Consider the following 25,669-nt stretch of genomic DNA (forward strand, 5'->3'; position numbering starts at 1 on the left):
TTCGATCACCTCACGGCAGGTCATGTGGTCTCGGTCACGCACGGCGTGGCTCGGTCACCTCGCGCCCGGCCACGTGGCTTCGGTCACCTTGGGCCGGTCAGGCGGATGGGCGGGCCGTCCGGCGGGCCGATGAGCACGTACGACGCCCACAGGTCGGGCTCGGCGGGGCCGTAGAGCTCGCGCAGCCCCAGCACGGCGGCGCGCAGTGCCTCGGCAGGGTCGTCGCCGGTGCGCACCCGTGAGAGCAGGTCGCGCACGAGGGCGGCGGTGATCTCCGGGGCGACCGGCCACAGCGTGAGCAGCACCCGGCGCGCCCCCGCGCGCAGGAAGGCGTGCGCCAGCGCGGCCACGGCCGTTGCCGTGCCGGTCATGACCGTCGCGGTGTGCGGGGTGAGCATGACGAGGTCCGCCGCCACGTTCATGGTCATCAGGTGGCGGGCGGTGAGCAGGCCGTCGGCCAGCCGGACGCCCGAGCCGAACGGGTCCCGCTCGTCCAGCACCACCGGGGTGGCCAGGTGCAGCACGGGCCGGACGCCGGGCAGGCGGGCCGAGACGGCGTCCCTGCCGGTGACGGGGAGCGTGCCGAGCAGCGCCCCCGACTCCTCCACCGCCGGGCGCTCGCCGCCGTCCGTGCTGAAGCCGACCACCAGGGGCGCGCCGCGCCGCGCCGGTGCCCCGCCGTCCGCGCTCGTGACGGTGTCGTAGGTGACGGGGCAGCGCTCGATGAGCGGGCGACCGCCCGAGAGTGCGAGCGCGTGCAGCGGGACGCCGTGCCAGCCCGCGCCGGGCAGCAGGTGCAGCCTGGCGAGGTCGCCGGCCTGACCGTCCAGGGCGGGCAGGGCGTCGGCCAGCAGGCCGTCTCCGAGGCGGCGCCAGGCGTCGGCGCGGCGGCGGCGGGCCTCGATGTCCAGGAGGCCGGGTCTGGGGGCGTACGTGGCGTGCAGGAAGTCGTCGAGCAGCTCCCGGCCGACGTCTGTGGTGAAGGCGCGCGGCTCCGGCCAGCCCGTACGGTGGGCCAGCACGGTGGTGGTGCCGGCGGCCTGGTCCAGGTGGAAGGCGAGCATCCCCACCGGCCCTTCGGCCCCGTGTTTCAGCGGGCCGGTCACGTGCTTCTGGGGGCTTCGGGCGTGGCGGCGTAAGGCGACGTGGTGGGGTGCCGAGGGCCGCATGCGCTGCCAGACGCCTTCGAGGCCGGCCAGGGCCGTGCGGGCACGCTGGACGAGGCGGGCGGCCCTGTCCGGGTCGCGGGTGCGGGCGGCGGCCGACGTGAGCGTGCTCACGGCGGTCAGAGCCTCGTCTTCGGCTTGCAGGAGGTCGGCGGGGACGCCGGGGGGTGGCGGCCAGGGGCGGTCGCCGAGCTGCGCGGCCAGGACGGCGAGCCTGGCCTGTTCGGCGTACGTCCACGCCGCGGCTCCCCGTCCCAGGCTGACGGCCAGGCGCAGCGCGCGGTCGCGTGCGGGGGCGTGGCCGAGCGCGCAGGCGCGTTCTGCGTCGTCCAGCGCCGCGGGGAGGTCGCCTCGGTGCTCGGCGGCGACGGAGCTCAGGTGGTGCGCCTCGCGGAGCTCCAGGTCGTGGCCCAGGCCGGCCAGCACGTCGATGGCCGTACGGAGGCGGTGGCGGGCCCGGTCGTGCGCACCTTCGGCCAGGTCGAGCGCCGCCAGGTGCCGCTGCGCGACCGCCTCTCCCGCCCGGTACCCGGCCTCCCGCGCCAGCTCCGCCGCCTCCTCCAGCCACCTGCGGGCTTCGGTGGTGCCCAGGCGGGCGAGCGCGATCAGCGCGAGCACGGTGCCGCGGGCATCGTTGTGGGCGCGTGCGAGGTCGAGCGCACGCTCGGCGAGTGGACGGGCTCCCGCCGGGTCGCCGCGAAGCTCGTGTACGAGTGCCAGGTCGGCGTACGCGGTGGCGAGGCCGCCGTGGCGGGCCAGCTCCTCGCCGAGCGCGATGGCCTCGCGGTAGCGGGCGGTGGCCGCGTCCAGTTCGCCGAGCCTGAGATGGAGGGCGGCGCGACCGGCCAGGAGGGGGATGCGGAGCGGCCGCCACACGGCGGGCGCGGTCAGGGCCAGCCCCTCCTCGTACGCCTGCGCGGCCTCCGACCACCGTGCCGCGTCACTGCACGCATCGCCCAGCAGCGCGAGAGACCCGGCAAGCTGAATCGGCGAGGCCTCGCGAGCTCGCTCGGCCGCCGCGCCGAGGTGCGTGATCGCCTCCTCCACCCGGCCCAGCTCCAGAGCCGCCGCCCCCAGGTTCCGCAGGTGCTCGCTGACCCGTTCGTCGCCCAACTCGCACCCTTGGGCGGCGTACGCGTAGGCGGCCGGCAGGTCCCCGAGAGCCCGGCAGTAGAACGAGAGCCTGGCCAGCAAGTACGACCGCTCCCCCGCCGCAGTGAGCGCGCTCAACGCGGCTCCGTCGCCCGCAGAGGCACCCGGCGCGGCTGTGACGCCCGCAGAGGCATTCGGCGCGGCTGCGTCGCACTCAAAGGCACCCGGCACAGCTGTGACACTCTCAGAAGCACCCGGCACAGCTGTGACGCCCTCAAAGGCACTCAGCACGGCTGAGTCGCCCCCGGAAGCACCCGGCGAAGCGGCGCCGCCGGCAGGCGCGCCCAGGGTGGAGGCGAGGGCTTGGGTGGCGAGGTCGCGGGCCTGGGCGAAGTCGCCGGCTGCTTCCGCTTCCGCCAGCCGGAGCCAGAGCTCCAGCCGGGCGACCGCGTCACCCCAGCGCCCGCCCGCACGCAGGGACGCGAGGGCGGCCCGGCCGCTGGTGAGGTCGCCGAGCGTCAAGTGGAGAGCGGCCAGGCGGGACAGGGCCGCGGCGTCGAGGTCGGTGTGCATGACGGCGATCAGCTCGAACGGCGCCTCCTCCACGGCCCCACCCGCAGAGCCGCCCGAAGCCCCACCCGCGTAACCGCCCGCAAGGCCGCCCGCGGCGCTGCTGACGGCGCCGCTGCTGACGGCGCCGCTGCTGACGGAGCCGCTGCTGACGGCGCCGCTGCTGACGGCGCCGCTGGTGACGGAGCCGCTCATCCAGCCGCCCGCAGCATCACCCACCGAGCCGCTCCCGGCACCGCCGCCGCTCGCCGTGCTGCCCGCTGGACCGCTCGTCGGCGCGCCTGCGTGGCGGTCGCCGGGGACAGCCGTCAAGCCGCGGGTGAAACCGCCTCGTTGCCCGCCGGCTCGGCCGCTCCCGGGAACACCGGCGGGCCCGCCCAACGGCCCGCCGACCCGACCGGCCCCGGAAACACCGGCAGGCCCGCCCAGGAGCCTGCCGGTCCGGCCGGCTCCGGGAGCGTCGGCGGCGGCTCCATCCGGCGAGGAGCCGGCAGAGCCCGGCCCTTGCGCACCGAAGGGGAGGCTCGCCGGACGCTCCGCGGAGTCGGCCATCGGGGCGCGGCCGGACTCGGAGCCTGGGCCGGCGCCTTCCTCGACCCGGGCTTCGCTTGCAGCGGCAGCCGCCTGTGCGCCCACCGATCGGTCCTGAGGTGCCGCCGTCCGATCGCTCACCGCCGTCTTCAAAAAAAGCTCCTCGCCGGGCAGCGGTGTGGTGGGGGCGGGCTGGAGGGTGGTGAGAGCGGTTTCGAGGATGTGGCGGGCACGGCGGAGCTCGCCGCGGGCCTCCAGCGCGAAACCCAGCTTGACGGCGGTGAGGGCGGCGAGCCAAGGCCGGCCGGCGTCGCGGAAGGCGGACAGCGCCGCCTCGAGGTCCGGCACCTGGGCGTCGAGCTCACCGGCGAGCCCGTGCAGCGCGGCCAGCCGGTCCCGTACGACGCCCTCGGCCAGCCGGTCGTCACCCGCGAGCGGGAGGGCCGCGCGGAGCCGTTCCCGGGCCTGCTGGAGATCGCCCAGCTCGACGTCCGCGGCCGCGCGCCCGAGGGTGGCGATGAGCAGCGCGTACCGATCCGAGCCCGCCGCTTCGAGGGCGCGGTCGAGGTCGATCAGGGCGTCGTCCGGCGACCCGAGCGCGGTCAGGCAGGCGGCCCGCATGGTCAGCGCGATGGATTCCTTGACCGGGTCGTCCAGCTGCGCGAACGTCTCGGCCGCCGCCCCGAACGCCTCCATCGCCTGCCCGGCCTCGCCCTCCCCGTACGCCAGGACGCCCAGGTTGTAGCGCACGGACGCGGCCCCGTCGGGGTTGCCGAGCGCGTCGTACTCGCGTCCGGCCAGCTCGAAGGCGACCCGGGCACCGGCGGCGTCGCCCCGGGCGCGGCGGCGCTGGGCGATGCGGTACCACTCGTCGGCGGGCTCGCGCCGCAGCCCGTGCCGACGTACGACCTCGACGAGCCGGGTCTCGCAGGCGGCGGCCTGCCCGGGGTGTCCGCGTCCGGCGAGCAGGACGGCGTGCGCGTCGAGCACCCGGCACGCCTCCTCCCAGGCCCCTGCGGCCTCCAGCTCGATGGCGCAGGCGGTGATGCGTTCGCCTGAGGCGGTGAGGTCGCCCTGGTCGAGCGCCGCGCGGGCGGCGATGACGAGGGCGAGCGCGGCGGGCACGGGTTCGTCGAGGTGGTGGTGCAGGTCGCGGGCACGCGCTGCGCAGGCGACGGCGGCGTCCGGGTCTCCGGCGGCGAGCTGCGCCTGCGCGGCGTGCCGCTGGTGAACGGCCTCGTCGGCGGGCAGCCCGGCCTGCTCGCACAGGGCGGCGGCCCGCAGATGGAGCTCGGCCGCGCGGGCGGGGTCGCCGGAGGCGAGGTGCAGCAGACCCATGCCGGTGAGCTCGCGCGCCTCCGCGCTGGGGTCGCCGAGGTCGTGGTGTGCGGCGGCCGCCCGCTCGTACGCCGCCAACGCCCGCTCCGGCGCGGCCGGTGCGGAGAGCCGTGCCAGCCGGGTCAGCGCGTCGGCGGCGCGCGAACGTTCACCCGCCGCCTCGAACGCCTGCGCCGCCCGCTCAAGTACGCGCCCTGCGACGCCCGTCCGCCCAGCCTCGATCAGCCGCGACGCGGCCTCGGAGAGGAACTCGCCGCGCTCGGCCGCGCTCGCCGCCCGCCGCTCGGCCACCTGGAGCAGCGTGAGCGCCCGATCCTCGCTCGGCGTGCGCAGCGCCAGCTCGGTCGCGGCGGCCGCAAGCTGCTCGTCCACCTCGGCCGCCCGGTCCACCACGCTCTTCAGCACGGCGTCGAGGGTGTTCTCGTTGTCGTCGGCGTCGTCGGCGTTCTCAAGGGCCGAGCCGGGTGTGCTCTCCGGCGCGGGCCTTCCTGCGGCATCCCGGGCGGAGCCCGGCGCGGTGGCTCCACCGGCGGGCCCGGCGGTGTCCTGGGCGGCATCGCCGCCGGTGGCCTCAGCGGTGTCCCTGGGCGCGTCCGATGCAGGGGCCGGGGCGAGGTGCTCGGCCTCCAGCGACAGCGCTTCTGTGAGGTCGCGGGGGTCGCCGTACGCGGTGTAGCGCGCCAGCAGCGCCTCTTCCAGCGCGCGCCGTGCTCCGGCCTGGCCGCGCGCGTCCTTCGCGGCCAGTTCCACGGCCCGCCGGGCGGCCTGTACGGCCTCGCGCAGGTCGGCGGCGCGCCGGTCGCCGTCGGCTCGGGCGGCACGCCAGCGCAGCACCTCCGACATCAGCCCGTACGCCTCGACCCGCCCGGCGAGCCGTTCCTCGGCTGCGAGCGCCTCGCGTAACACCGCGATGGCCTCGTCGGCGTCACCGGCCGACGGCAACGAGCCATCGGAAGGAGCCGGCCCACTCGAAGAGGACGGCCCGCCCGAAGAGGCCGGCGCACCCGAAGAGTCCGCCCCGCCGGAGGAAGCGAATCCCCTCGAAGACGCGACCCCACCCGAAGGCGCGGGCCCGTCGCACGCGCCGGAAGACAAGGGCTCGCCAGGCCGAGCGGGCCCAGCGGACGAGGACGTGAGGCGTAGCGTCAGGGCCTGGCCGAGCAGCAGCAGCACGTCGGGCCTGGCGGGGTCGTGTTCGCCGTGGGCGGCCAGGGCGGCGCGGGCGGCGGCGATGGGCTCGGCGGGGTCGCCGCCGGTCGCGGCGGCCAACCTGAGCAGGGCGCCGGCGAGCGAGGCGAGCAGCGCGGCCCTGGCGGGATGCCCGTCGGGGACCTGGCCGACGGCCTCGCGCCTGGCCTCGACGGCGGACTCCAGGTCGGCGGGGTCGCCGGTGACGTCGTAGCGGCGCATCCGGCGGTCGCCGAGCAGGCGGAGCCGGACCAGCGGGTCGGGCAGCTCGCGCACGTCCTCGTCGGGGGTGACGCGCAGCGCGTCGAGCATCTCCATGCCGGCTTCGAGCGAGCGTTCGTCGCCGGTGACGACGTACCACTCGATCAGGCCCGACGCGTACGGCGCCAGCACCCCCGGATGGGCCCACCGCTCGTGCCAGAAGTCCAGCGCGCACTGCCCGACCCGGATGAACGCGAGCAGGTCGTCGTCGGCGCAGGAGGCGACCGAGCGCGCCCGCATCAGCTCGACCAGCTCAAGGAGCGCTCGCGACCGGTCGGGGTCGCCAGGGCCGGACTCGGCCGCCGCCAGGTACGCGCGGGCCAGCTCGTCGTCGCCGGGCGCGGCGAGGGCGAGCGCGGCGGCCAGGTCGCGGGTGTAGGCGGGCTCGCCGAGCGCGGCCCGCAGCAGCACGTGGACGGCGTCGTCGATGACCTCGCGCTCGCCGGTGGCCTCGTACAGGCGCAGCAGCCCGGCGCCGAGCGGCCCCAGCGCGCCGGGCGCCCACGACGGGTCGGACGATCGTACGGACTCCTGCAGCAGGAACTCGCCGAGCCGCTCGGACACCTCCGCGATCGGATCGGCCATCGCGCGGCGGACCAGCGCGTGGATGAGCAGCCCGACATGCCGGTACGCGCCGGGGTCGACGTGCCGGCACACCTCTTCGACCAGCCCCGCCCAGGTGCCCGCCGACTCGCCGGGCGGGAGGTTCGTGCCACGGAGCTTCTCCTGCAGCCTGCCGGGGTCCGCGACGGCGACGGCGGCGAAGAACGCGCCCGCCACGGCGGCGTCGCGGGTGGTGCGCGGGTCGAGCCGGTAGCGGGCCAGGTGCAGCATGCCGATGAGCCGCCAGGTGGCCGCGTCGGACCGGTCTCCCGCGCAGGCCAGCATCGCCTGCTCGGCCTCGGACAGCGCCTCGGGATCCCAGATCAGCTCGGGATCCGCGGCCTGCTCGAACCGCTCGATGCGGGCTGCCAGCGCCCCGGCCGGATCGGTCATGGGCAAAGACTCTCATCGACGTGCCGCCGCGTACAGCCGGACGGGCCGGACGGGCGATGGCGCTGTGAGGCGGCGCGCGTGATGGGTAGAGGCGTCGCATGCTCTACGGCAAGGAACACGTGCGGCGGTACCAGGAGACGGATGGTGCCGAGGGCCACGACTGGAACAACACCACCGTCCTCCTGCTGACCACGAAGGGCCGCAAGTCCGGCAAGCTCGTCACCACTCCGCTCATCTACCAGCGCTTCGGCGACGACTACCTGGTCGTGGCGTCGAAAGGCGGCGCTCCCGACCATCCGCTGTGGTACAAGAACCTGCTCGCGGAGCCCGAGGTGGAGGTGCAGGTCAAGGCCGACAGGTTCCGCGCCCGCGCGCGTACGGCCGAGCCCTCGGAGAAGCCCGAGATGTGGCGGACGATGGTCAGGACGTGGCCCGACTACGACGAGTACCAGCAGAAGACGGACCGGGAGATTCCGGTCGTCGTGCTCGAACGCGTCAACTGACGCTCCCACGCCCGGCCAGGGGGTCTCGCCACGGCGAGGCCCCCTCGACACGCCGCCGCCAGGACACGAACCGCCCTCGGCACGCCGGCAAGGCACCATGCCGCCGGGACACGAGCGCCCCTCCGCGCGCCGCCAAGGCGCCACGAGCGGCCCCTCGGCGCGTCGTCAGGACACCAGTGACTCGTAGAGCTCCACGGTGCGGTGGGCGATGCGTTCCCAGGAGAAGTGCTCGATGGCGCGCACCCGGCCCGCCGCGCCCATCGCGCGCGCCCGCTCCGGGTCGCCGAGCAGGGCGTTGACCCGCTCGGCGAGGTCGGCGGCGAACCGCTCGGGATCGTGCGGCGTGCCGTCGGCCGCCTGGTCGATCGGCACCAGCAGGCCGGTCTCACCGTCGGCGACCACCTCGGGGATGCCGCCGGTGGCGGTCGCCACGACGGCCGTCTCGCAGGCCATGGCCTCCAGGTTGACGATGCCCATGGGCTCGTAGACCGACGGGCACACGAAGACGGTGGCGTGCGTCAGGAGCTGGATGACCTCCGGCTTGGGCAGCATCTCCTGGATCCAGAACACGCCGTCGCGGCCGAGCCCGCGGACCAGCTCGGTCACCTCGGCGGCGATCTCCGGCGTGTCGGGAGCGCCCGCGCAGAGCACGAGCTGCGCCGCCGGGTCGAAGGAGCGGGCCGCGTGCAGCAGGTGGACCAGGCCCTTCTGGCGGGTGATGCGGCCGACGAAGACGACGTACGGCCTGCGTGGATCGACGCCGTGCTTCTCCAGCACGTCGGTGCCGTGGTCGGGGGCGTACTGGACGGTGTCGATGCCGTTGTGGATCACGCTGACCCGCTCCGGCGGGATCTCGGGGTAGGCGGCGAGGACGTCGCGCCGCATGCCCTCGGAGACGGCGATGACCGCGTCGGCGGCGGTCAGCGCGGTGCGCTCGGCCCACGACGAGATCGCGTAGCCGCCGCCGAGCTGCTCGGCCTTCCACGGCCGCAGCGGCTCCAGGCTGTGGGTGGTGACGACGTGCGGCATGCCGTGCAGCAGCTTCGCGACATGCCCGGCGAAGTTGGCGTACCACGTGTGCGAGTGGACGATCGACGCGCCTTCGCACGCGGCCGCCATCTCCAGGTCCACGCCCAGCACCTGCAGGGCCGCGTTCGCGCCCGCCAGGCCGTCGGGGACGCGGTAGGCGGAGACGCCGGGCTCGACGCGGGGCGCGCCGAAGCAGCGCACGCGTACGTCGGCCAGCTTCCGCAGCTCTCTGGCCAGGTATTCCATGTGCACCCCGGCCCCGCCGTACACCTCCGGCGGATATTCCCGGCTGAGCAGATCAACGCGCATGAGACGACACTACGGGCTGGTTGAGCACAGCGAACACAGCGACAAACCAAAGCTCGGCAACTCCGGTTCGTACATTGCATCGCAAATACCGACACACGGGAGGATCTCGCTGCGGGTTTCGTCGATAGATCGGCCATTTGAGGGTAGCGTCCTGGGCATGAGGTCCCGGAGGGTGCTTGCGGTTGTGCTGGCAGGTGGAGAGGGCAAGAGGCTCATGCCTCTCACGGCGGATCGGGCGAAACCGGCGGTGCCGTTCGGGGGCATGTACCGGCTCATCGATTTCGTGCTGTCCAACCTCGCGAACGGCGGGTTCCTGAAGATCGTCGTGCTGACGCAGTACAAGAACCACAGCCTCGACCGGCACATCTCGCGTACGTGGAGGCTGTCGGCGATGCTGGGCAACTACGTCACGCCGGTGCCGGCGCAGCAGCGGCTCGGGCCGAGGTGGTTCTCCGGCTCCGCCGACGCGTTGTTCCAGAACCTGAACCTGATCTACGACGAGGAGCCCGAGCACGTCATCGTGTTCGGCGCCGACCACATCTACCGGATGGACCCCCGGCAGATGGTCGAGCAGCACGAGGAGTCGGGTGCGGACGTGACGGTGGCCGCGATCAGGCAGCCGCTGTCGCTGGCCGACCAGTTCGGCGTGATCGAGACCGATCCCGAGGGGCGCCGCATCGTGGCGTTCAGGGAGAAGCCGAAGGACGCTGTGGGGCTGGCCGACTCCCCCGACGAGGTGTTCGCGTCGATGGGCAACTACGTGTTCAAGACGCAGGCGATGATCGACGCGCTGCGTGAGGACGCGCTCGACCCCTCCAGCAAGCACGACCTCGGCGGAAACATCATCCCGATGCTGGTGAAGTCGGGCGGCGCGGACGTCTACGACTTCGCCCACAACATCGTGCCCGGCTCGACCGAGCGCGACCGCGGCTACTGGCGCGACGTCGGAACGCTGGACGCCTACTACGAGGCCCACATGGACCTCATCTCGGCGCATCCGGTGTTCAACCTGTACAACGACAAGTGGCCGATCTTCACCGGGCACGACCCGCTGCCGCCCGCCAAGTTCGTGCACAACGACGGCGACCGGGTGGGGCGGGCGATCGACTCGCTGGTCTCGCCCGGCGTGATCGTCTCCGGCGGCACGGCGATCAGGTCCATCCTGTCGCCGAAGGTGGTGCTCCACTCGCACTCGCTGGTGGAGGACTCCGTGCTGATGGAGAACGTCAAGGTCGGGCGCGGCGCGGTCGTCCGCAAGGCGATCATCGACAAGAACGTCGTCATTCCCGACGGCGCGCGGATCGGCTTCGACCCGGAGTACGACCGCAGCCGCTTCGCGCTGACCCGGGGCGGGGTCGTGGTGATCGGCAAGAACGAGATCGTCGACCGCTGACGCAGCGTGGTGCGCCTCGGGTTCCCTCCGAGGCGCACCGCCCCTCGGTGTGTACGGGTGCACGGGCATGCCTTGAGACCCCGCCGTGAGCGCGGCGGGTGGGGTGGCGCATGCGAAGGCGACGGCCGCGGGAGGGTGACGCGGAAGGCCGCCGAGGCGGCCGGAGAACGTTCGGTGTGAGGGGGGCGGGCCTCCTGGGAGGCCGGCGCGGGGCCGCTGGGCGCGGCTCAGAGGGTGATACAGGGGGTGGAGGGGTGCCCGGGGCGCCGCGAGAGCGCCCCGGGGCGGCGGCCGAGCCTACGAGCCGGCGCGGCCGATGGCGTCACTACACGCCGTACCAGGGGCCCGGCCAGTTGTAGCCGTTCCAGTTGCCGTAGCGGGCGGCGCCGTAGCCGTTGTCGAAGCCGCGGTGGCCCCAGAAGCTCCAGTGCGGACGCTCGTCGGCCTGGTCGAGGTCCTCGTCCTCGACCGCCTCGTCGTCGCCGAGATCCTCGTCGAACTCGTCGCCGAGGTCGTCGAAGCCGCGGTCGAAGCGGTCGAAGCGGTCGTGGTGGACCCGCTTGCGGTGGCAGGCCTTGGCCTTGCGCTTGCCCGCGTACACGCCCCACGGGTCGATGCGCAGCGTGTGCGTACGGTCACTGATGCCGAGGTCGCAGCGCTCGATCGCCTGGGCCGGCGTGGCCATCGCGCAGAGCGCGGCGGCGGTGGCGAGCGCACCGCCTGCCGCTATGAGCTTACCTTTCATGATCCCCCCCTGTAGTCACTCTGTGACATCGACCACTACTCTACGTAATCGTTCCGAGGGGTGAGGAACCGCCACGCCTGAACCGTCTCGTCACCTTGGCGGGGACTGCGGCGAAGTCGCCGGATCACCGCGTACAGCGGGCAATTGGGCCTTGTTGCGGTGGCCGTCCGGGATCACGCTGAACGGCAGGAGGCAGTGAGATGTCGCACCCACTCGGAGTCAGCCGTCCGGACCTGGAAGTCGCCGACCTGCCCGCGCCGGAGGAGGTCTTCAAGGTCTCCAAGATCGGCTTCAAGGAGATTCTCAAGTACGCCGTGGGGCCGAGCCTGATCGCCCTCGGCATCTCGATCGGCAGCGGAGAGTGGCTGCTCGGCCCGCTCAGCGTGGGCCAGTACGGATTCGTCGGCGTCGGCTGGGTCATCGTGGTGTCGGCGCTGCTGCAGACGTTCTACAACGTCGAGTGCTCGCGCTACGTCATCGCGACCGGCGAGACGCCGGTGGTCGGCTGGGGGCGGGTGCCGCCGGGCTGGCCGCTGTGGGTGCCGCTGTCGGTGCTCATCGTGATCTTCTCGTTCATCGCCGGCGGCTGGGCCGCGTCGGCGGGCCAGGGCGTGTACGCGCTGGTGCACGGCGTCCCTCCGGCGGCCGACGCGACCGAGCCGCGCCTGTGGGCGACCGCCCTGCTCGTGCTGGTCTTCCTCATCACCGCGGCGGCCCGCAAGATCAGCCGGGCCCTGGAGCTGGCGAACTGGGTGATGATCGGCGGCATTCTGATCGCCCTGCTGGCCGTGGACCTGCTGGTGGTGCCGTGGAGCCAGTGGTGGGAGGGCATCCGCGGCTTCCTGACGCCATCGGCGCCGCCGGCCGGGATCACCGCCACCCAGCTCGGCGCGCTCGCCGGGTTCACGGCGCTGGCCTCGGGCCTGAACTGGTACGTCATGGGCCACTACCGCGACAAGGGCTACGGCATGGGCCACCGGGTCGGCTACATCTCCGGCCTGCGCGGCGACCGCACGACGGTACTGGCCAGCGGCATCACGTTCCCCGACGACGAGAAGAACCGCGGCCTGTGGAAGCGCTGGTACCGGCTGCTCATGGTGGACATGTGGGGCGTGTTCTTCGTCGGGGCGATCCTCGGCATGCTGCTGCCCACCCTGCTCATGGCCCAGGCGGTGACGCTGGCGGGCGAGCGGCCGACCCGCGCGAACGTGCCGACGTTCGTGGCCTCGGCGCTGGGCGGCGAGTACGGCCGGGTGGTCTTCTACATCGCGCTGGTCGTCGGGGTGATGGTGCTGTTCTCGACGCAGCTCGGCATCTTCGAAGCGATGGTCCGGGTCACCACCGACGCGGCCAACGCCACCAGCCCGCGCCTGCGCCGGCTGATCGAGGGCGACCCGCGCCGCTTCTACTACCCGTTCATGCTCCTGCTGCTGGTCGTCATCTCGATCATCATCTTCCAGTCGCTGCCCGTGGGGCTGGTGGAGTGGTCGGCGAACATGTCGAACCTGGGGGCGCTGCTCTATCCGTTCCTGCTGATGTACCTCAACAGCAGGCTGCCGCGCCCGGCCAGGCCGCGGCCGTGGCACTACGTGATCCTGGTACTCAACGTGCTGTTCTTCGGGTTCTTCTTCGTCAACTTCATCGCCGACTTCGTCGGGGATCCGCTGGTGACGTTCTAGGCCGAAAAGGGCTACCGCGACGATGCTTTGAACATAGCCGAAATGACGATCCGGAGCCGGTCGGGCGGTGTTAGCTGAGCGCGTCCCGATTCAGCAACGGAGGTAACACACGATGGCCTTGCCGTTCGGCCGTATGACCCGTTCCGCCGGCCTCGCGCTGGCGGTGGCGCTAGGCGCCACGCTCTCCGCCGGCCTCTCCCCCGCCCAGGCCGCCACCGCCAGGACGACGGTCGCCGCGGAGCACGTCAAGGTCTACGAGCTGGTGACGAAGGACGGCGGGTTCTTCTACACCAGCAGCGAGTCGGAGAAGAACACCGCGATCACCAAGCACGGCTGGTCGACCACCCAGACGCCGCTGTACTACATCTCGCGCAGCCCCTTCCCCGGCGGCAAGCCGCTGTTCCGGCTGCGCTGGGAGAAGAAGGCAAGCTACCTGGTCACGGCGTCGGTCGACGAGCGGGAGCGCCTGGTCTCGTCGGGCAAGTTCCGCTATGACGGCATTTTGGGCTACGCTCCCGGGTCGGCCCGCGCCGGCGGTGACGTGAAGGTGTTCCGCCTGTCCAACAACGGCAGGTGGCGGCTCGCGATCGCCGCGCACACCGAGAAGATCCTGGCCAACGAGCCGGGCTGGAAGCTCGACGGGCCGCTGCTGTACCAGTTCAGCCGCTGAGCGACGACAGCACGGGGGGCGCGCCGGATTGCTGCGGACCGGCGCGCCCCTTCCGTTTCGTCCCCTGTGTCAGCGGCGGTGGTAGAGCTCGAGCAGCTCCTCCGCGCGGCGGGTGCGGCCCACCCAGACCTCACGGCCGCGCCGCTCTTTGGTGATCAGCCGGGCGTCCCGCAGCCGGTCGCAGTGGTACGTGATGCTGCTCGGTGTGATCTTCATGTCGGCCGCGAGCATGCTCATCGTCATCGGCCGGCCGATCGCGCAGAGCAGGTCGGCCCGCACGGGGCCCATCAGCGCCGACAACTCGTCGTGCGCCGGGGCGGCGGGCCTGCTCCACAGCGTCTGCGCGCCGGGCACCGGGTAGGCGATCCAGACGGCGTCGGAGCCGTCGAGACCGGCGATGACCGCGTCCTTGCCGGCCAGCATCGGCACCAGGACGATCCTCCTGCCCCCGAGGTCGTGGCGGCCGCCGTCCAGGCCGTTGATGCGCAGCCCGCGCTCGGTGCAGGCGATGCGGTCGCTGAGCGCGCCGAGCACCAGCTCGGGGCCGCCGCGCACGGTGGCCACGCCGACCCGGGCGATCTCGCGGTCCAGCAGGGCGCGGGCGCGCTTCCAGAGGGGTTCGGCGATGCTCCAGACGTCGGCGACGGCGCCGGCGTAGCCGTGCAGCCACTGGCGGGGGCGTTCCGCGGCCGAGCGCCACTGGACGGGCAGCGGTCCCGTGCCGAACGCCTGCTCCAGGTCGCGGACCAGCCGGTCGGGGGGCATGTCGCGCAGGGCGGCGAGCTGGTCGTGCATGGAGGCGTCGCCCTCGCTGGGAAGGCGGGGCACGAGGCAGTCGGGTCCCGCGGCGGCGCCGGGGGCGGCGAGGGGGCGTACGGCCTGGTGACCGAGCCGGGAGACGCGCGCGCCGATGGCCTTGCGCCACAGATCCGGCAGGCCGCGGCGGCGGCCCGCGAGCGCGTCGGCCAGCCAGGCCAGCGCCGTGACGTGCGGGGAGATCGAGAGGGACAGCTGAGGCGTGGCGGTGATGTGCAGCTCGCTCCACACGGTCGTGCTGTTTACGTCGGCTCCTTGAAGATCGGCTCTACGGACAGTGAGCCAACCTATTCAGGGCGCTTTCTTCGCACTTTCAGCCCGATTGCACGGTTATTAACGCTTCGCACCCCGGCTGACCTGCGTCTCCCCCCGGAGAACAAGAACCGCCCCCGGCGGCGCGGCTCCGGGGGCGGTGACGGGCGAGGCGGTGACGGCTACCAGTCGCCGCCCTCGTCGTCACCCTCGAAGAACTCCTCCACGACCTCCTCGACGACCTCGCCGGCGACGAGCCCGCCGACCACGCCGGCGGCGCCCGCCGCGGCCACCATGCCGAGGCCGGGACCGCCGTGGTGACCGTGGTGCCCGTGGTGACCGTGGTGGTCGTGGTGCCCATGGTGATGGGGGTCGTAGTGGGCGTCGTGGTGGCCGTAGGGGGCGGCGTGGCCGTACTGGGCGAGGGAGTCGAGCCAGCGGCTCAGCTCGCCCGGCCAGTCGGTGCGCAGCGCGTCGTCGTGGCTGATGGTGAAGCGGCCGATGGCGTCGCTGGAGGAGAAGCGGCCGGTGCGCTTGTCGGCCTCCAGCACCACCTCAAGGCCCGCCGGATCGGCGACGAAGGTCACCTCGACCTCGCCCACCAGGCCCGCGTAGTTGCCGCCGGGAAGGAACTCGATCTCCTGGAAGAACGGCAGCTCCTGGTGCACGCCGTAGAGCTGCCCCGCCTCCAGGTCGGCCGACTTGAACGCGAAGCCGAGCTGCAGGAACGCCTCCAGGATGCGCAGCTGCGAGGGCAGCGGCTCGATGGCCACCGGGTCGAGGTCGCCCTTGTCGACGGCCTTGGCGATGGCCAGCTCGGTGCGCACGCCCACGGCCATGCCGCGCAGCGGCTGCCCGCCGATCTCGCTGATCGGGGCCTCCCACGGCACCGGCATCTGGAAGGGGATGACCCGGTCCTCGCCCTTGCGCAGCGTGAAGGGGCCGGAGACCTGAGCGCGGGAGAACTCGCCGAGCCCGGCCGCCTCCCCGTCGCCGTGCTCGATCTCGACCTGGGCGACCAGGCCGAGGGTGACGTGCTCGATCTCGGCGTCGAACTCGCCGCCCTTGAGCCGTACCTCACCTTCCAGCGTGCCGCCCGGCTGGGTCCGCGGCGTGGACAGGACGGTGTCCACCGAGGGCGCGCCGACGCCGAACGCTCCCAGCATCCTCTTGAAGACCACGGCTCTAGTTCTCCCTGTTTCGAAGATCGACTTGTGTGCCGCTGGCGTCAACGATCAGCTCGCCGCCCAAGTTCCGGGGCTCGCGCATCCATACCGATCCGGTCTGACCTGCACGTTCATAGTCCGCGCCGTGGTCAGATCGGAAGTTACGGCTGGTCAGCGGCCGGTCCATTTGATCTCGTACGCCTTGAGCCGGTACTCCTTGCCGTCCACGGTCGTCGTGACGGGCCCGTCGCTGGTGTTGACCAGCAGGAGCTGCTCCGGCTGCGCGAGCACCCGCACGGCCGGGTCGGACGAGGTCACGGGGTCGAGCGGCACACCGGCGGGGAACCACCGGGTGAAGTTCGCGACCAGCTTCCCCGTCGGGGTCTGGGCGCCGGTGCGCGGGTCCCACATGCAGCCCACGCACTCGCCCTCCTTGGCCTGCGGGTTCCAGTAGAGGGCGGTGGCCGCGCCGCCGCGGGCCAGCTCCATCATGGAGACGGCCTGGACGGCGAGCCGCATGGGCTCCTTCCAGCGGGTGCCGTCCTCGGGCACGAAGTACCACTCCGACCACCAGATCGGCATGTCGCCGGTCTTCTTCCGCAGCCAGGCGGTGACGTCGGCGAACTTCGACAGCGCGCCGAACTCGTCGGGCAGCAGCTCGTGGGCGTCGGTGGGCGAGGCGCCGTCGACCACGATGAAGTCGGCGCCCTTCTTGTGCTCGAACCAGTAGTCGAAGGCGTCGATCACGTGCTGGTTGACCACGCCCCAGTCGCCGCGCAGCTCGGAGTCGCCCCTGCGGTTGCTGTCGAACCCGATGTACGGGCCGCCGATCTGAGCGTCGGGCCGCACCTTCTTCACCGCGTCGTAGACCTTGTTGTAGAGCTGCGTGTAGCCCTTGTAGTCGGCGGGCTTGGAGTGGTCCTTCCAGAAGCCCTTGAGCTCGTTCCAGACGAGGAAGTACTTGACGTCGCTGTAGCGCTCGGCGACGGCGGCGGCCAGCTCGGCGAAGTCGTCGAAGTGCTCGGGGTAGGGGGCGTCCTCCAGGTGCTCGGCCCAGGCCGACTCCTCGGTGGGCCCCTTCGGGCCGCCCTTCATCCAGTCGGGCGCGCAGCAGAGCGTGATGATCGGCGTGGCGCCCGACTGCTTCATGAGGTTGAGCCGGCTGTCGAGGTCCTCCCAGTAGAACTCGCCGGGGTACGGCTCGGGGTTGACCGCGCCGAAGCCCATGATGTGCTGGTTCTGCAGCATCGGCGTACGGCCCAGCCAGCCGGCCACCACCTGCTCGAAGCGCCTGGTGACGTTGTTGGCGCTGACGCCGGTGTGCGTCAGGCCCCAGCGCGGCCAGTCGTCCGGCACGGGCGGCGGCTTGACGGCGTCGCCTTCAGGAGCGGCGCTCTGGGTCTGGGGCGCGGCGGAGGTCTGCTGCGGCGGCGGCGCGCCCGCCTCGCCGGTGCCCTGGGTGCCGCAGCTCGCGACCACGACGGCCAAGGCCGTGACGCCCGCGGCGACCGCCGCCCTCCTCGCGCTCCTTCCCCACCCGCGCCAGAACGATCCGCCGTTGTCCGATGCCACCCGTTACTCACCTGACTCATGAACCGTGTGCATTCCGCAGGTAGCGTTCCATGAGTGGGCGGAGGGTCACGGGCGGGGGGCGGATTTCTCAGATGATTCTCAGATAATCGTTATCGATCCGCAGAGGTCCCGCAGAGCTGCACGGACGCGGTCAACGCGGTCAAGCGCGTCATCCGTACCTCACAGGAACTCCGTACCTCACAGGAACAGGGTCTCGGGGACGGCGGCGGCCAGCGCCCGATAGCCGGCCGGGCCGAGGTGCAGGTGATCGCCCTCATCGTACGCGGCCCCGAGCCGGTGCGGCGCGGCCGGGTCGCGGACCGCCGCGTCGAAGTCGATCACCGCGTCGAAGCGGTCCGCCGTCCTGATCCAGTCGTTGATTCGCCGCCGCGCCGCCTCCCGGTGCCCGTCGGGGTCGTCGTAGGGGTCGTGGCCGCCGAACGGCGTCAGCGTGGCCCCGTACACCAGCAGGTCCCTGGCCCTGGCCCGGACGACGATCTGCTCGTACGCGGCGATCAGCGCGTCGGCGACCTCCTGCTGCGCCTCGCGGGTCGCGGGTGCGGTGCCCAGGTCGTTGACGCCCTCGAAGACGACCAGCCAGCGGACGCCGCTCTGCGCGAGCACGTCGCGGTCGAGCCTGGCCAGGGCGCTCGGTCCGAGCCCGTCGTTGAGCACCCGGTTGCCGCCCGCACCCTGGTTGGCGATCGCGATGCCGGGCAGCCGGTCGAACAGCAGGTCGGGCCAGCGGTCGTTGCCGTTGGTCGTGGAGCCCCTGCCGTCGGTCAGCGAGTCGCCGAGCAGGACGAGCGTCCCGAGGCTCTCCGGCGCCCACACCTCGACGGCGCTGATCAGGTACCAGTGGTCGACGGGGGTGGCGCCGGGCAGGTCCTCCGCCGTCACGTGGTCGCCGCCGATCAGGTACGAGGTGGTGCGCGAGCCCGGGTGCGAGGTCAGCTCATCCGACGCCAGCCCTTCGGCCAGGTGGACGCTCACCGTCAGCACCGACCCGGGCGCGAGATCGAGCTCCACCGGGTCCGACACCACGTGCGCGCCCACCGGCACGACCGCCGAGGCCCGCCCGCCGAACGTCACGGGCCTGGACGTGCCGGGCAGGATCGCGCTGGTGCCCGCCGCGCCGCCGCGCGGCAGCGCCACGGAGACGCGGGTGAGCGGCAGGGGCGCGCCGCCGAAGGCGTTCGACAGCCGCAGCCGTATCCGCCGCCCGCCGGCCGACACCCTGACCGTCTGCCGCAGCGTCGTGTCGGGCAGGCTCAGGCCCTCCTTGGCGTACGGGGGCGGCGGCATGTTGTCCGGCTCGGTGAGCTGGGGCATGGCCGTCCAGGTGGTCACCCAGTGCCGGGCGGGACGGATCGGCGCCTGGTCCATGCGAACGGCCTCCCATCGACACGCCAGATTTTCGGCACTTTATCGAACCTTTCAGCGTCCCGCCGGGGTCGGGTGGGGTTTTACCGGCTCTTGCCGGTTACGTCGTAGGAATGGCTGCTTCGTACGCCTAGGGTCGCGTTCATGGACTCTCCTGATGGCGAGCGCCGGGAGCTGATCCTGCGGACGGCGACCCGCCTGTTCGCCGGGCTCGGCTACGACGTCACCTCGATGGCGCAGATCGCCGAGGCGGCGGGACTGGACCCGGCGCAGGTCGCGGCCCACTTCCCTGCCAAGCGGGAGCTGTACGTGGAGGTCATGCAACGGGCCCGCGAGATCCTGGCGGGGCCGCTCCAGGCGAGGGCCGACGCGGTGGGGGCGGCGCCGCCCGAGCACAAGGCCGAGGCGCTGCGCGCGCTCATCGACGCCTACATCGACGGGTGCGTGAACCATCCCGAGGTGGCGGCGCTGTGGGCGCACCGCTGGCTGTCCGACGCCAGCGACGTGGTCGATCTGGAGCTCAAGGGGGCGCAGCCGCTGACCCAGCACATCGTGGACTCCATCGCCACGGTGGCCGGGCCCGCCGGGGCCGACGCGTTGCACACGACGTACACGATGATCTGGTGCATCCACGGCTTCGCGCTGAGCGGCGTGCTCGACGGTACGGGAACGCGGCGCGGCGTCGAGGACCACGAGCAGCTGCGGCGCTTCCGCGCGCACCTGCACCAGCTTCTGCAGCGAGGGCTCCGCCTCCCCGAACCCGTGTCCTGACCTGCGGTGGCGCGCTCAGGTATGCCCCTGGTCCCGTTGTGGGCGACGGCAAGGAAATGAGCGGAACGTAACCGATTATTTCCTCTGGTGGGCGTATTCTTCACGTATGCGAGGTTTCTTCTGGTGGCCGTGTTCACGTGCTGTGAGCGAGGCGTGCTGAGAAGGTGCTCGGCAGGCATGGTCAGGCCCGCGGCGCGGCGAACGGTTCGTCCCGCCTCGACGGGCTGCTGATCGAGGCCGTCACCGGGACCGGCGCCCACATCGGCGCCGCGTACCTGCTGGACAAGGCCGGCGACGTGCTCCAGATGGCCGCCGCCACCGGGATGCCCGCGCCGATCGCCCGCTCCTGGGCGCGGATACGCACCGGCGACCCCATGCCCATCGCCGTCGCCGTCCGTGAGGAGCGGCTGGTCTGGATCACCGGGCGCGAGCAGCTCGCCAGGGAGTTCCCCGAAGCCGCGCTGACCCTGCCCTACCACTACGCCGTCGCCCTGTCCCCCATGCGCGCCAACGGCCGGATCTGCGGCGGGGTCATGCTGCTGTGGCCCGCGGGGCGCACCCGCGAGCTGACCGGACGCCAGCGCGAGGTCATCCAGCGGGCCTGCGACGAGATCGGCCTGCTGATCCACCGGGCGCACCGGGCGGGCCGGCCCATCACCGCGGGCCCCCGGCCCCGCGTGCTGCCCCCGCCGCCGTCCGACGAGGCCGACCCGCGGCTCGTCGCCCTCGACTGCCTCAACCGGCTGCCGGAAGGCCACTGCGCGCTGAACACCGACGGCCACGTGACCCTGCTCAGCGCCCCCGCCGCCGACCTGCTCGGCCGCTCTCCCGCCGACGTGGTCGGCGCGCGGCTGTGGGACGCGCTGCCATGGCTGCGCGACCCCGCGTTCCAGGACGGCTACCGCGCCGCCGTGGTCGCCCGCGAGGTCACCCACGTCACCACCCGCGACCCCGTCGGGCGCGCACTGTCGTTCCAGATGTTCCCCGGCCCCTCCGGCGTCACGCTGCGCATCACGCCCGCCATGGACGTGCGCCGCCCGCCCGGTGCGCGCCGGCCGCGCGTCATCGCCGTGCACGAGATGCTGCAGCTCGCCGCCGCGCTGGCCAGGGCGGTGACCGCCCAAGAGGTGATCGACCTGGTCGCCGACCACGTCATGCCCGTCTACGACGTGCAGGCGCTGGCCATCCTCACCAGCGCGGGCGGAAGGAAGCGGGTGGCCGCATCGCGCGGCTTCAGCAGGAAGGCCGTCAAGACGTTCAACGACCGCCCGGCCGTCAAGCCCGTGCCTCCGGGCGGGCAACGGCCGGAGTTCTTCTCGACGTGGGAGGAGCTGCGCGCGGCCTATCCCGGCTCGCTGCGCTTCGACGACATGTCCGCGTGGGCGTTCCTGCCGCTGATCACCTCGGGGCGGCCCATGGGCTCCTGCGTCCTCGCCTACGACCGCCCGCATCGGTTCGGCAGCGACGAGCGGGCCACGCTGACCGCGCTGGCCGGGCTGATCGCGCAGGCGTTCGAGCGGGCCCGCCTCTACGACGCCAACCACGAGCTCGCCCAGTGCCTCCAGGAACAGCTGCTGCCGCACGCCCTCCCCCGCATCCGTGGCCTCGACGTCGCCGCCCGGTACGTGCCCGCCACCCCCGGCATGGACATCGGCGGCGACTTCTACGACCTGATCAAGCTCGGCGACGACACGGCCGCGGCCGTCATCGGCGACGTGCAGGGCCACGACGTGACCGCCGCCGCCCTCATGGGGCAGGTGCGCACCGCCATGCGCGCCCACGCCACCGCGGGCGCCGACCCCGGCGAGGTGCTCGCGCACACCAACCGGCTGCTCACCGAGGTGAGCCCCGACCGCTTCACGAGCTGCCTGTACGTCTGCATCGATCTGTCGGACCAGACCGCGCACCTGGCCAGCGCCGGGCACCCGCCGCCGGTGCTCGGCCGGCCGGGCGGCCCCGGCAGCGTCGTCGAGACCGTGCCGGGCCCGCTGCTCGGCGTGGACCCCGGCGCCACGTACACCGCCACCGAGATCCCCATGCCGCCCGGCTCCGTGCTGGCCCTCTACACCGACGGCCTCATCGAGGAGCCGGGGCTCGACCTGGGCGACTGCATCACCGCCCTGGCCGCCCGGTTCCGCCCTGAGCCCGGCAGGCCCCTGCACCACCTGGCCGACAGGCTGACCGGCGCGGACGTGATCGAACAGCGCCTCGACGACATCGCCGTACTGCTCCTGCGCAACGCCGGCGGGTCGTAGCCGGCGCGGCCGGCCGGACGACTCGTCCCCTCAGGCGCGCAGCCGAAGGACGGCCTTCTCCTCGGACACCGAGATCACCTTGACCTTGATGTCGTTGATCGGGCCTCTCGAGTACTTGTCGAACCAGCTCTCCACCATCACGCCCCCGCCGAAGCCCCGTACGTGGACCTCAGTGGAGGAGAAGGAGATGGACAGGCGCGTCACGCCGAGCTTGGGGGTGAACGCGGAACGAGACGGGCTTGGTGATGGTGAGCTTGCACGTGCCGTCGTAGCAGGCCCGCAGGTTCGGCTTCTTGCTCTTCTTCTTCGGCTTCGCCGCCGTGCTCCCGGCGGCGTGCGTCGCGGCGGCCTGCGCGGCGGCGGTGTGTGCCGCGGCGGTGGTACCGGCGGCGGGGGCGAACGCGACGGACGCGGCCACCGCCAGAGCAGCGGTGATCGTGGCATGCGGGACCGGTCCCGGACGCGCCGGTCAGCGGGTGTCGCGGCGCAGGGGGTGGTCGGCGGGGACCTCGACGAGCACGATGCGGTGGCCGTCGGGGTCTTCGATCCAGAGCTCGACCAGGCCCCAGGGCTCCTTGCGCGCCTCGCGCAGCACGGTGACGCCCGCCTGCCTGAGCCGCCGCTCCTCCCGGGCGACGTCGCGTACCTGCAGCCAGAGGGCGAACGGCGAGCCGTCGGTGGTGCCCCGCGCGGTGCCCGAGAGCTCCAGGAAGCCCTGGCCGAGGAAGAACACGGTGCCGGGCTGCTCGGGCGGACCGAACTCGCGGTAGACGGCCAGGCCGAGGGTCTCGGCGTAGAAGCGGCGGCTGCGCTCGGGGTCGCGGGGACGCAGCAGTACGCGGCTGCTCAGCACCTCCATTCCCGACCTGTTCCCCGCACCGGGCCGGGAATGCCGGTGGAGGCCGGGGAGGCCGGGGAGGCCGCACGTTCGCGGCCCGGCCTCCCCGACGCCGCCGGACGCCCGGCTCTCCCGGCGCGCCGCCAGACGCCCGGCCCTCCTGACGCGCCGCCAGACGTGCGGCCTGCGCCACGCCATGACGCGCCCCGGCTTCCCCGGCGTGTCGTCAGACGACGGCGCCCGTGCCCTGGCGTTCGCGCTTGGGCTTGGGTGCGGGCGGCGCGGGCGGCGGCTTGCGGTCGAAGCGCGACAGCAGGATCGCCACGGGCCCGGCCACGAAGCCGGACGACAGCGTGCCCGCCACGATGCCCGCGACTAGCGCGATCGCGAAGTCCCGCAGCGAGTCGCCGCCGAACACCATGAGCGCGACCAGGATGAACAGCGCGCCGAGACCGGTGTTGACGGTACGCGGCAGCGTCTGCAGGATCGCGCCGTTCACCGCCGCGGCGAACGGCTCCTTGGGCCGGGCCGCCCACAGCTCCCTGACCCGGTCGAACACCACCACCTTGTCGTTGACCGAGTAGCCCACGATGGTGAGCATCGCGGCCAGGAACACGCCGTCGATCTGCTTGCCGAGCCAGGCGAACATGCCGACCACCAGGACGACGTCCACGACCAGGGCGGTCACCGCCGCCGCGCCGAACGTCCAGCGGAAGCGGAAGGCGAGGTAGGCGAGCTGCATGGCCACGGCCACGCCGAGCGCGATGAGCGCGTTGCGCCGCAGCTCCTCGCCCAGGCTGGGGCCGATGAACTCCTCGCGCCGCTTGGTGACCTCTCCGGCGTCGGTCTTCTTCAGCTCCTGCTCGATCCTGGCGGTCTCCTCCAGGCCGAGCCGCGCGGCGCGTACGGTGACGCCGTCGTCGCCGGTCTGCACCACGGCGGACGGGAATCCGGCCCGCGCGACGGCCTGCCCCGCCGCCTCGGCGGAGATCGGCTTGGAGGTGCCGAACTCGACGAGCCGCCCGCCGGTGAACTCGACGCCGAAGTTCAGCCCCTGTACGGCGAGCCCGGCGACGGCCGCCGCCGCGAGGACGCCCGCGATCGCGAGCCACAGCCTGCGTCCCCGCATGACCTGCGGGTTCCGCCGGTTGAGCCAGGTTCTGACGGCGCCCGGGGAGCCGAGGCCGGAGATGCGCGGCCCCGCGCGGTTCATGACGGCCTCGGTGAGCACGCGGGTGATGACCATGGCCGACACGAGCGAGGCGATCACGCCGACGCCCAGCGTGACGCCGAACCCCTTGACCGGCCCCGAGGCGAGCCAGAACAGCAGCCCGGCCGCGATCAGGGTGGTGATGTTGGAGTCGGCGATGGCGCTCCAGGCGTTCTTGAAGCCGCGGAGGAGTGCCGCGCGCAGCCCCCGCTTGGGCGCCTGCTGGTACTCCTCCCTGGCCCGTTCGAAGACGAGCACGTTCGCGTCGATGGCCATGCCGATGGCCAGCACGAACCCGGCCAGGCCCGGCAGCGTGAAGGTGGCGCCCATCGCGACGAGCGCCGCGTACGAGATGAGCCCGTAGCACAGCAGGGCGATCGTGGACAGCAGCCCCGACAGGCGGTAGACGGCCACGATGAACACGGCGGTCAGCAGCAGCCCGGTCACCGCGGCCTCGGCGCTGGCCTTGATGGCGGCCTCGCCGAGGGTCGGGCCGACCGTACGCTGCTCGACCAGGTCGAGCGGGACGGGCAGCGCGCCGCCCTTGATCAGCACGGCCAGGTCGCGCGCCTCCTCGTGGGTGAACGACCCGGTGATCTCGGTGCCGCCGCCGGTGATGCCGACTCCACAGGCGATGGACGGGTCCACCGACGGCGAGGAGATCACCTCGTTGTCGAGCAGGATGGCGACCCGGCGCCGGGGATCGCCGTACGCCTGGCAGGCGGCCTCCCCGGTGAGCTTGGCCCACGCCTCGCCGTCGCGGAAGTCGATGCTGACCCACCAGCCGGGGCCGCGCTGGGGGTCGCTGCGCTCGACGGCGTCGGTGACCCCGTCGCCGGTGATGACGGCGGGGCCGATCTTGAGCGGCGCGCCGCTCTCGTCCCGTACGGCCGACTTGTCGCCTTCCTCCGCGGTGCCGAGCACGGCGTGGAAGGAGAGCTGCGCGGTACGCCCGATGACCTCGGCTGCCTGCCGGGGGTCGAGCACGCCGGGCAGCTCGACGATGATCCGCCGCTCGCCGGAGCGGACCAGGGTGGGATCGACCACGCCGAGCGCGTCGGCGCGCTGGCGCAGCACGTTGATCGCCCGGTCGGTGGCGGCGGCGTCCGCCTTGACCTTGGGCGAGTCCTTCGTCTCGAAGACGAGCTGGGTGCCCCCGCGCAGGTCGAGACCCAGGCGAGGACTGTTGGTGAAGCTGATGATCACTGAGATCACGATGACGGCACAGGCCGCCAGCGCACGCCAGAGCGGCGCACGTTTCATGGGAGCCTCCACAGGCTTGGCCCGCCGCCCGCGCATGCCGTCACGCGGACATGCCGCGCGCCCTCGCCGTACTCGGGGAGGGTCGCGGGCGCGCCGGGGCGGCGTGCGGCGGCGGGTCGTTCCGGAAAAGGGACGCTGTCAGTGCCGTGTGGAGGGCGGAGCGCGGGGCGGCGTGGCGGGCGGCCGGCAGCCCGCGGGAGCGCCGCAGGAGGCGCGCGGGACGACGACGGCCCACGGATGCCGGAAGTCGGCCTGCGCGGGCGGTGGCACGTCGGCCACACCGGGCACGCCGCCTGCGATGCCGGGCGGCGACCAGGCGCGTACGGCCGGCGGCGGGTGCGGCACGTGCCGGAGCGCGGCGTGCCGCTGCTCGGCCGGCCAGGAGGCGGCGTGGACCGTGGGAACCTCGCGCTTGAGGCCGTCGATCCCCTGGACGGCCGCGTGCGCGGCGGCGGCCTGCTGGGCCTGCGCGTGCGCGGTGGCCGGCAGGAACCAGGACAGGAGCAGCAGCAGAACGGCCGGCAGCCGGTTGCGCATGTCGCTCCCCTCCCTTCGCGCCTCACCCTAGCCCTCGGAAGCCGGAACGCGGGCATGCCGCGCGGGCCCCGTCGACACCGAGGTGCGGGCGCGCCGCCCGAAGCCCGTCGACACCGAGGTGCGGGCGTGCCACGCG

Annotated in this window: 18 protein-coding genes; 6 read left to right on the forward strand and 12 right to left on the reverse strand. The window is 73.0% G+C overall.

The annotated features are described in order from the left end of the window. Positions 1-83 precede the first annotated feature (83 nt). On the reverse strand, positions 84-7,142 hold the full coding sequence (locus tag AB0K67_RS28325) for a CHAT domain-containing tetratricopeptide repeat protein (protein ID WP_364066339.1): 7,059 nt from the start codon (positions 7,140-7,142) through the stop codon (positions 84-86). Between the two features lie 98 nt (positions 7,143-7,240). Here AB0K67_RS28325 and AB0K67_RS28330 point away from each other — a divergent pair, with 98 nt between their 5' ends. After that, positions 7,241-7,645 carry a nitroreductase family deazaflavin-dependent oxidoreductase gene (locus AB0K67_RS28330; protein ID WP_364066341.1) on the forward strand — a complete coding sequence of 135 codons (405 nt, stop codon included), beginning with the start codon at positions 7,241-7,243 and terminating at the stop codon, positions 7,643-7,645. Between the two features lie 165 nt (positions 7,646-7,810). Here AB0K67_RS28330 and glgA read toward each other — a convergent pair whose 3' ends face one another. Further along, positions 7,811-8,983, reverse strand: a complete 1,173-nt coding sequence (glgA, locus tag AB0K67_RS28335) for a glycogen synthase (RefSeq protein WP_364066343.1) — start codon at positions 8,981-8,983, stop codon at positions 7,811-7,813. Between the two features lie 157 nt (positions 8,984-9,140). Between glgA and glgC the strand changes: the two genes are divergently transcribed. Next, the gene (gene glgC / locus AB0K67_RS28340) at positions 9,141-10,376 is read left to right on the forward strand and encodes a glucose-1-phosphate adenylyltransferase (RefSeq protein WP_364066346.1); all 1,236 of its coding nucleotides are present in this window, start codon (positions 9,141-9,143) and stop codon (positions 10,374-10,376) included. Positions 10,377-10,701: 325 nt separating this feature from the next. Here glgC and AB0K67_RS28345 read toward each other — a convergent pair whose 3' ends face one another. Then, positions 10,702-11,121, reverse strand: coding sequence for a hypothetical protein (locus AB0K67_RS28345; protein ID WP_364066348.1), 420 nt, complete (start codon positions 11,119-11,121; stop codon positions 10,702-10,704). Positions 11,122-11,321: 200 nt separating this feature from the next. Between AB0K67_RS28345 and AB0K67_RS28350 the strand changes: the two genes are divergently transcribed. Then, positions 11,322-12,800 (forward strand): Nramp family divalent metal transporter, encoded by a 1,479-nt coding sequence (locus AB0K67_RS28350; RefSeq protein ID WP_364066350.1) that lies wholly within the window; start codon positions 11,322-11,324, stop codon positions 12,798-12,800. A gap of 133 nt (positions 12,801-12,933) precedes the next feature. Continuing rightward, complete coding sequence (locus tag AB0K67_RS28355; protein ID WP_364066353.1) at positions 12,934-13,470, forward strand: hypothetical protein; 537 nt, start codon at positions 12,934-12,936, stop codon at positions 13,468-13,470. Positions 13,471-13,539: 69 nt separating this feature from the next. Here the strand turns inward: AB0K67_RS28355 and AB0K67_RS28360 are convergent, their stop codons facing one another. The 4 genes from AB0K67_RS28360 to AB0K67_RS28375 form a co-directional block, all read right to left on the reverse strand. Then, positions 13,540-14,517, reverse strand: coding sequence for a winged helix-turn-helix domain-containing protein (locus tag AB0K67_RS28360; protein ID WP_364066355.1), 978 nt, complete (start codon positions 14,515-14,517; stop codon positions 13,540-13,542). Between the two features lie 203 nt (positions 14,518-14,720). Beyond that, positions 14,721-15,719 carry a sporulation protein gene (locus AB0K67_RS28365; protein WP_364066357.1) on the reverse strand — a complete coding sequence of 333 codons (999 nt, stop codon included), beginning with the start codon at positions 15,717-15,719 and terminating at the stop codon, positions 14,721-14,723. 156 nt (positions 15,720-15,875) lie between these two features. After that, complete coding sequence (locus AB0K67_RS28370) at positions 15,876-17,276, reverse strand: xylan 1,4-beta-xylosidase (protein WP_364066359.1); 1,401 nt, start codon at positions 17,274-17,276, stop codon at positions 15,876-15,878. Between the two features lie 198 nt (positions 17,277-17,474). After that, positions 17,475-18,662: an SGNH/GDSL hydrolase family protein gene (locus AB0K67_RS28375; protein WP_364066362.1), complete on the reverse strand. Its 1,188-nt coding sequence runs from the start codon at positions 18,660-18,662 to the stop codon at positions 17,475-17,477. Between the two features lie 141 nt (positions 18,663-18,803). On the opposite strand from AB0K67_RS28375, the gene AB0K67_RS28380 reads away from it, so the two are divergent. After that, the gene (locus AB0K67_RS28380; RefSeq protein ID WP_364066364.1) at positions 18,804-19,430 is read left to right on the forward strand and encodes a TetR/AcrR family transcriptional regulator; all 627 of its coding nucleotides are present in this window, start codon (positions 18,804-18,806) and stop codon (positions 19,428-19,430) included. 164 nt (positions 19,431-19,594) lie between these two features. Then, a complete protein-coding gene (locus AB0K67_RS28385; protein WP_364066367.1) occupies positions 19,595-21,685 on the forward strand; it encodes a SpoIIE family protein phosphatase in 2,091 nt (696 codons plus the stop codon). Between the two features lie 30 nt (positions 21,686-21,715). Here the strand turns inward: AB0K67_RS28385 and AB0K67_RS28390 are convergent, their stop codons facing one another. The 5 genes from AB0K67_RS28390 to AB0K67_RS28410 form a co-directional block, all read right to left on the reverse strand. Beyond that, positions 21,716-21,889 carry a hypothetical protein gene (locus AB0K67_RS28390; RefSeq protein WP_364066369.1) on the reverse strand — a complete coding sequence of 58 codons (174 nt, stop codon included), beginning with the start codon at positions 21,887-21,889 and terminating at the stop codon, positions 21,716-21,718. After that, complete coding sequence (locus tag AB0K67_RS28395) at positions 21,855-22,103, reverse strand: hypothetical protein (RefSeq protein WP_364066371.1); 249 nt, start codon at positions 22,101-22,103, stop codon at positions 21,855-21,857. Before AB0K67_RS28395 ends, AB0K67_RS28390 begins: the two co-directional genes overlap by 35 nt. Before the next feature lie 51 nt (positions 22,104-22,154). Further along, positions 22,155-22,544, reverse strand: a complete 390-nt coding sequence (locus tag AB0K67_RS28400) for a VOC family protein (protein ID WP_364066374.1) — start codon at positions 22,542-22,544, stop codon at positions 22,155-22,157. A gap of 205 nt (positions 22,545-22,749) precedes the next feature. Then, entirely contained in the window at positions 22,750-24,996 is a 2,247-nt protein-coding gene (gene secD / locus AB0K67_RS28405; RefSeq protein ID WP_364066376.1) for a protein translocase subunit SecD, read from the reverse strand. Between the two features lie 138 nt (positions 24,997-25,134). After that, the gene (locus AB0K67_RS28410) at positions 25,135-25,533 is read right to left on the reverse strand and encodes a hypothetical protein (protein WP_364066378.1); all 399 of its coding nucleotides are present in this window, start codon (positions 25,531-25,533) and stop codon (positions 25,135-25,137) included. Between the last annotated feature and the right edge of the window lie 136 nt (positions 25,534-25,669).

The sequence above is a fragment of the Nonomuraea sp. NPDC052634 genome (assembly GCF_040678535.1).
GTDB classification, from domain to species: Bacteria; Actinomycetota; Actinomycetes; order Streptosporangiales; family Streptosporangiaceae; genus Nonomuraea; species Nonomuraea fastidiosa.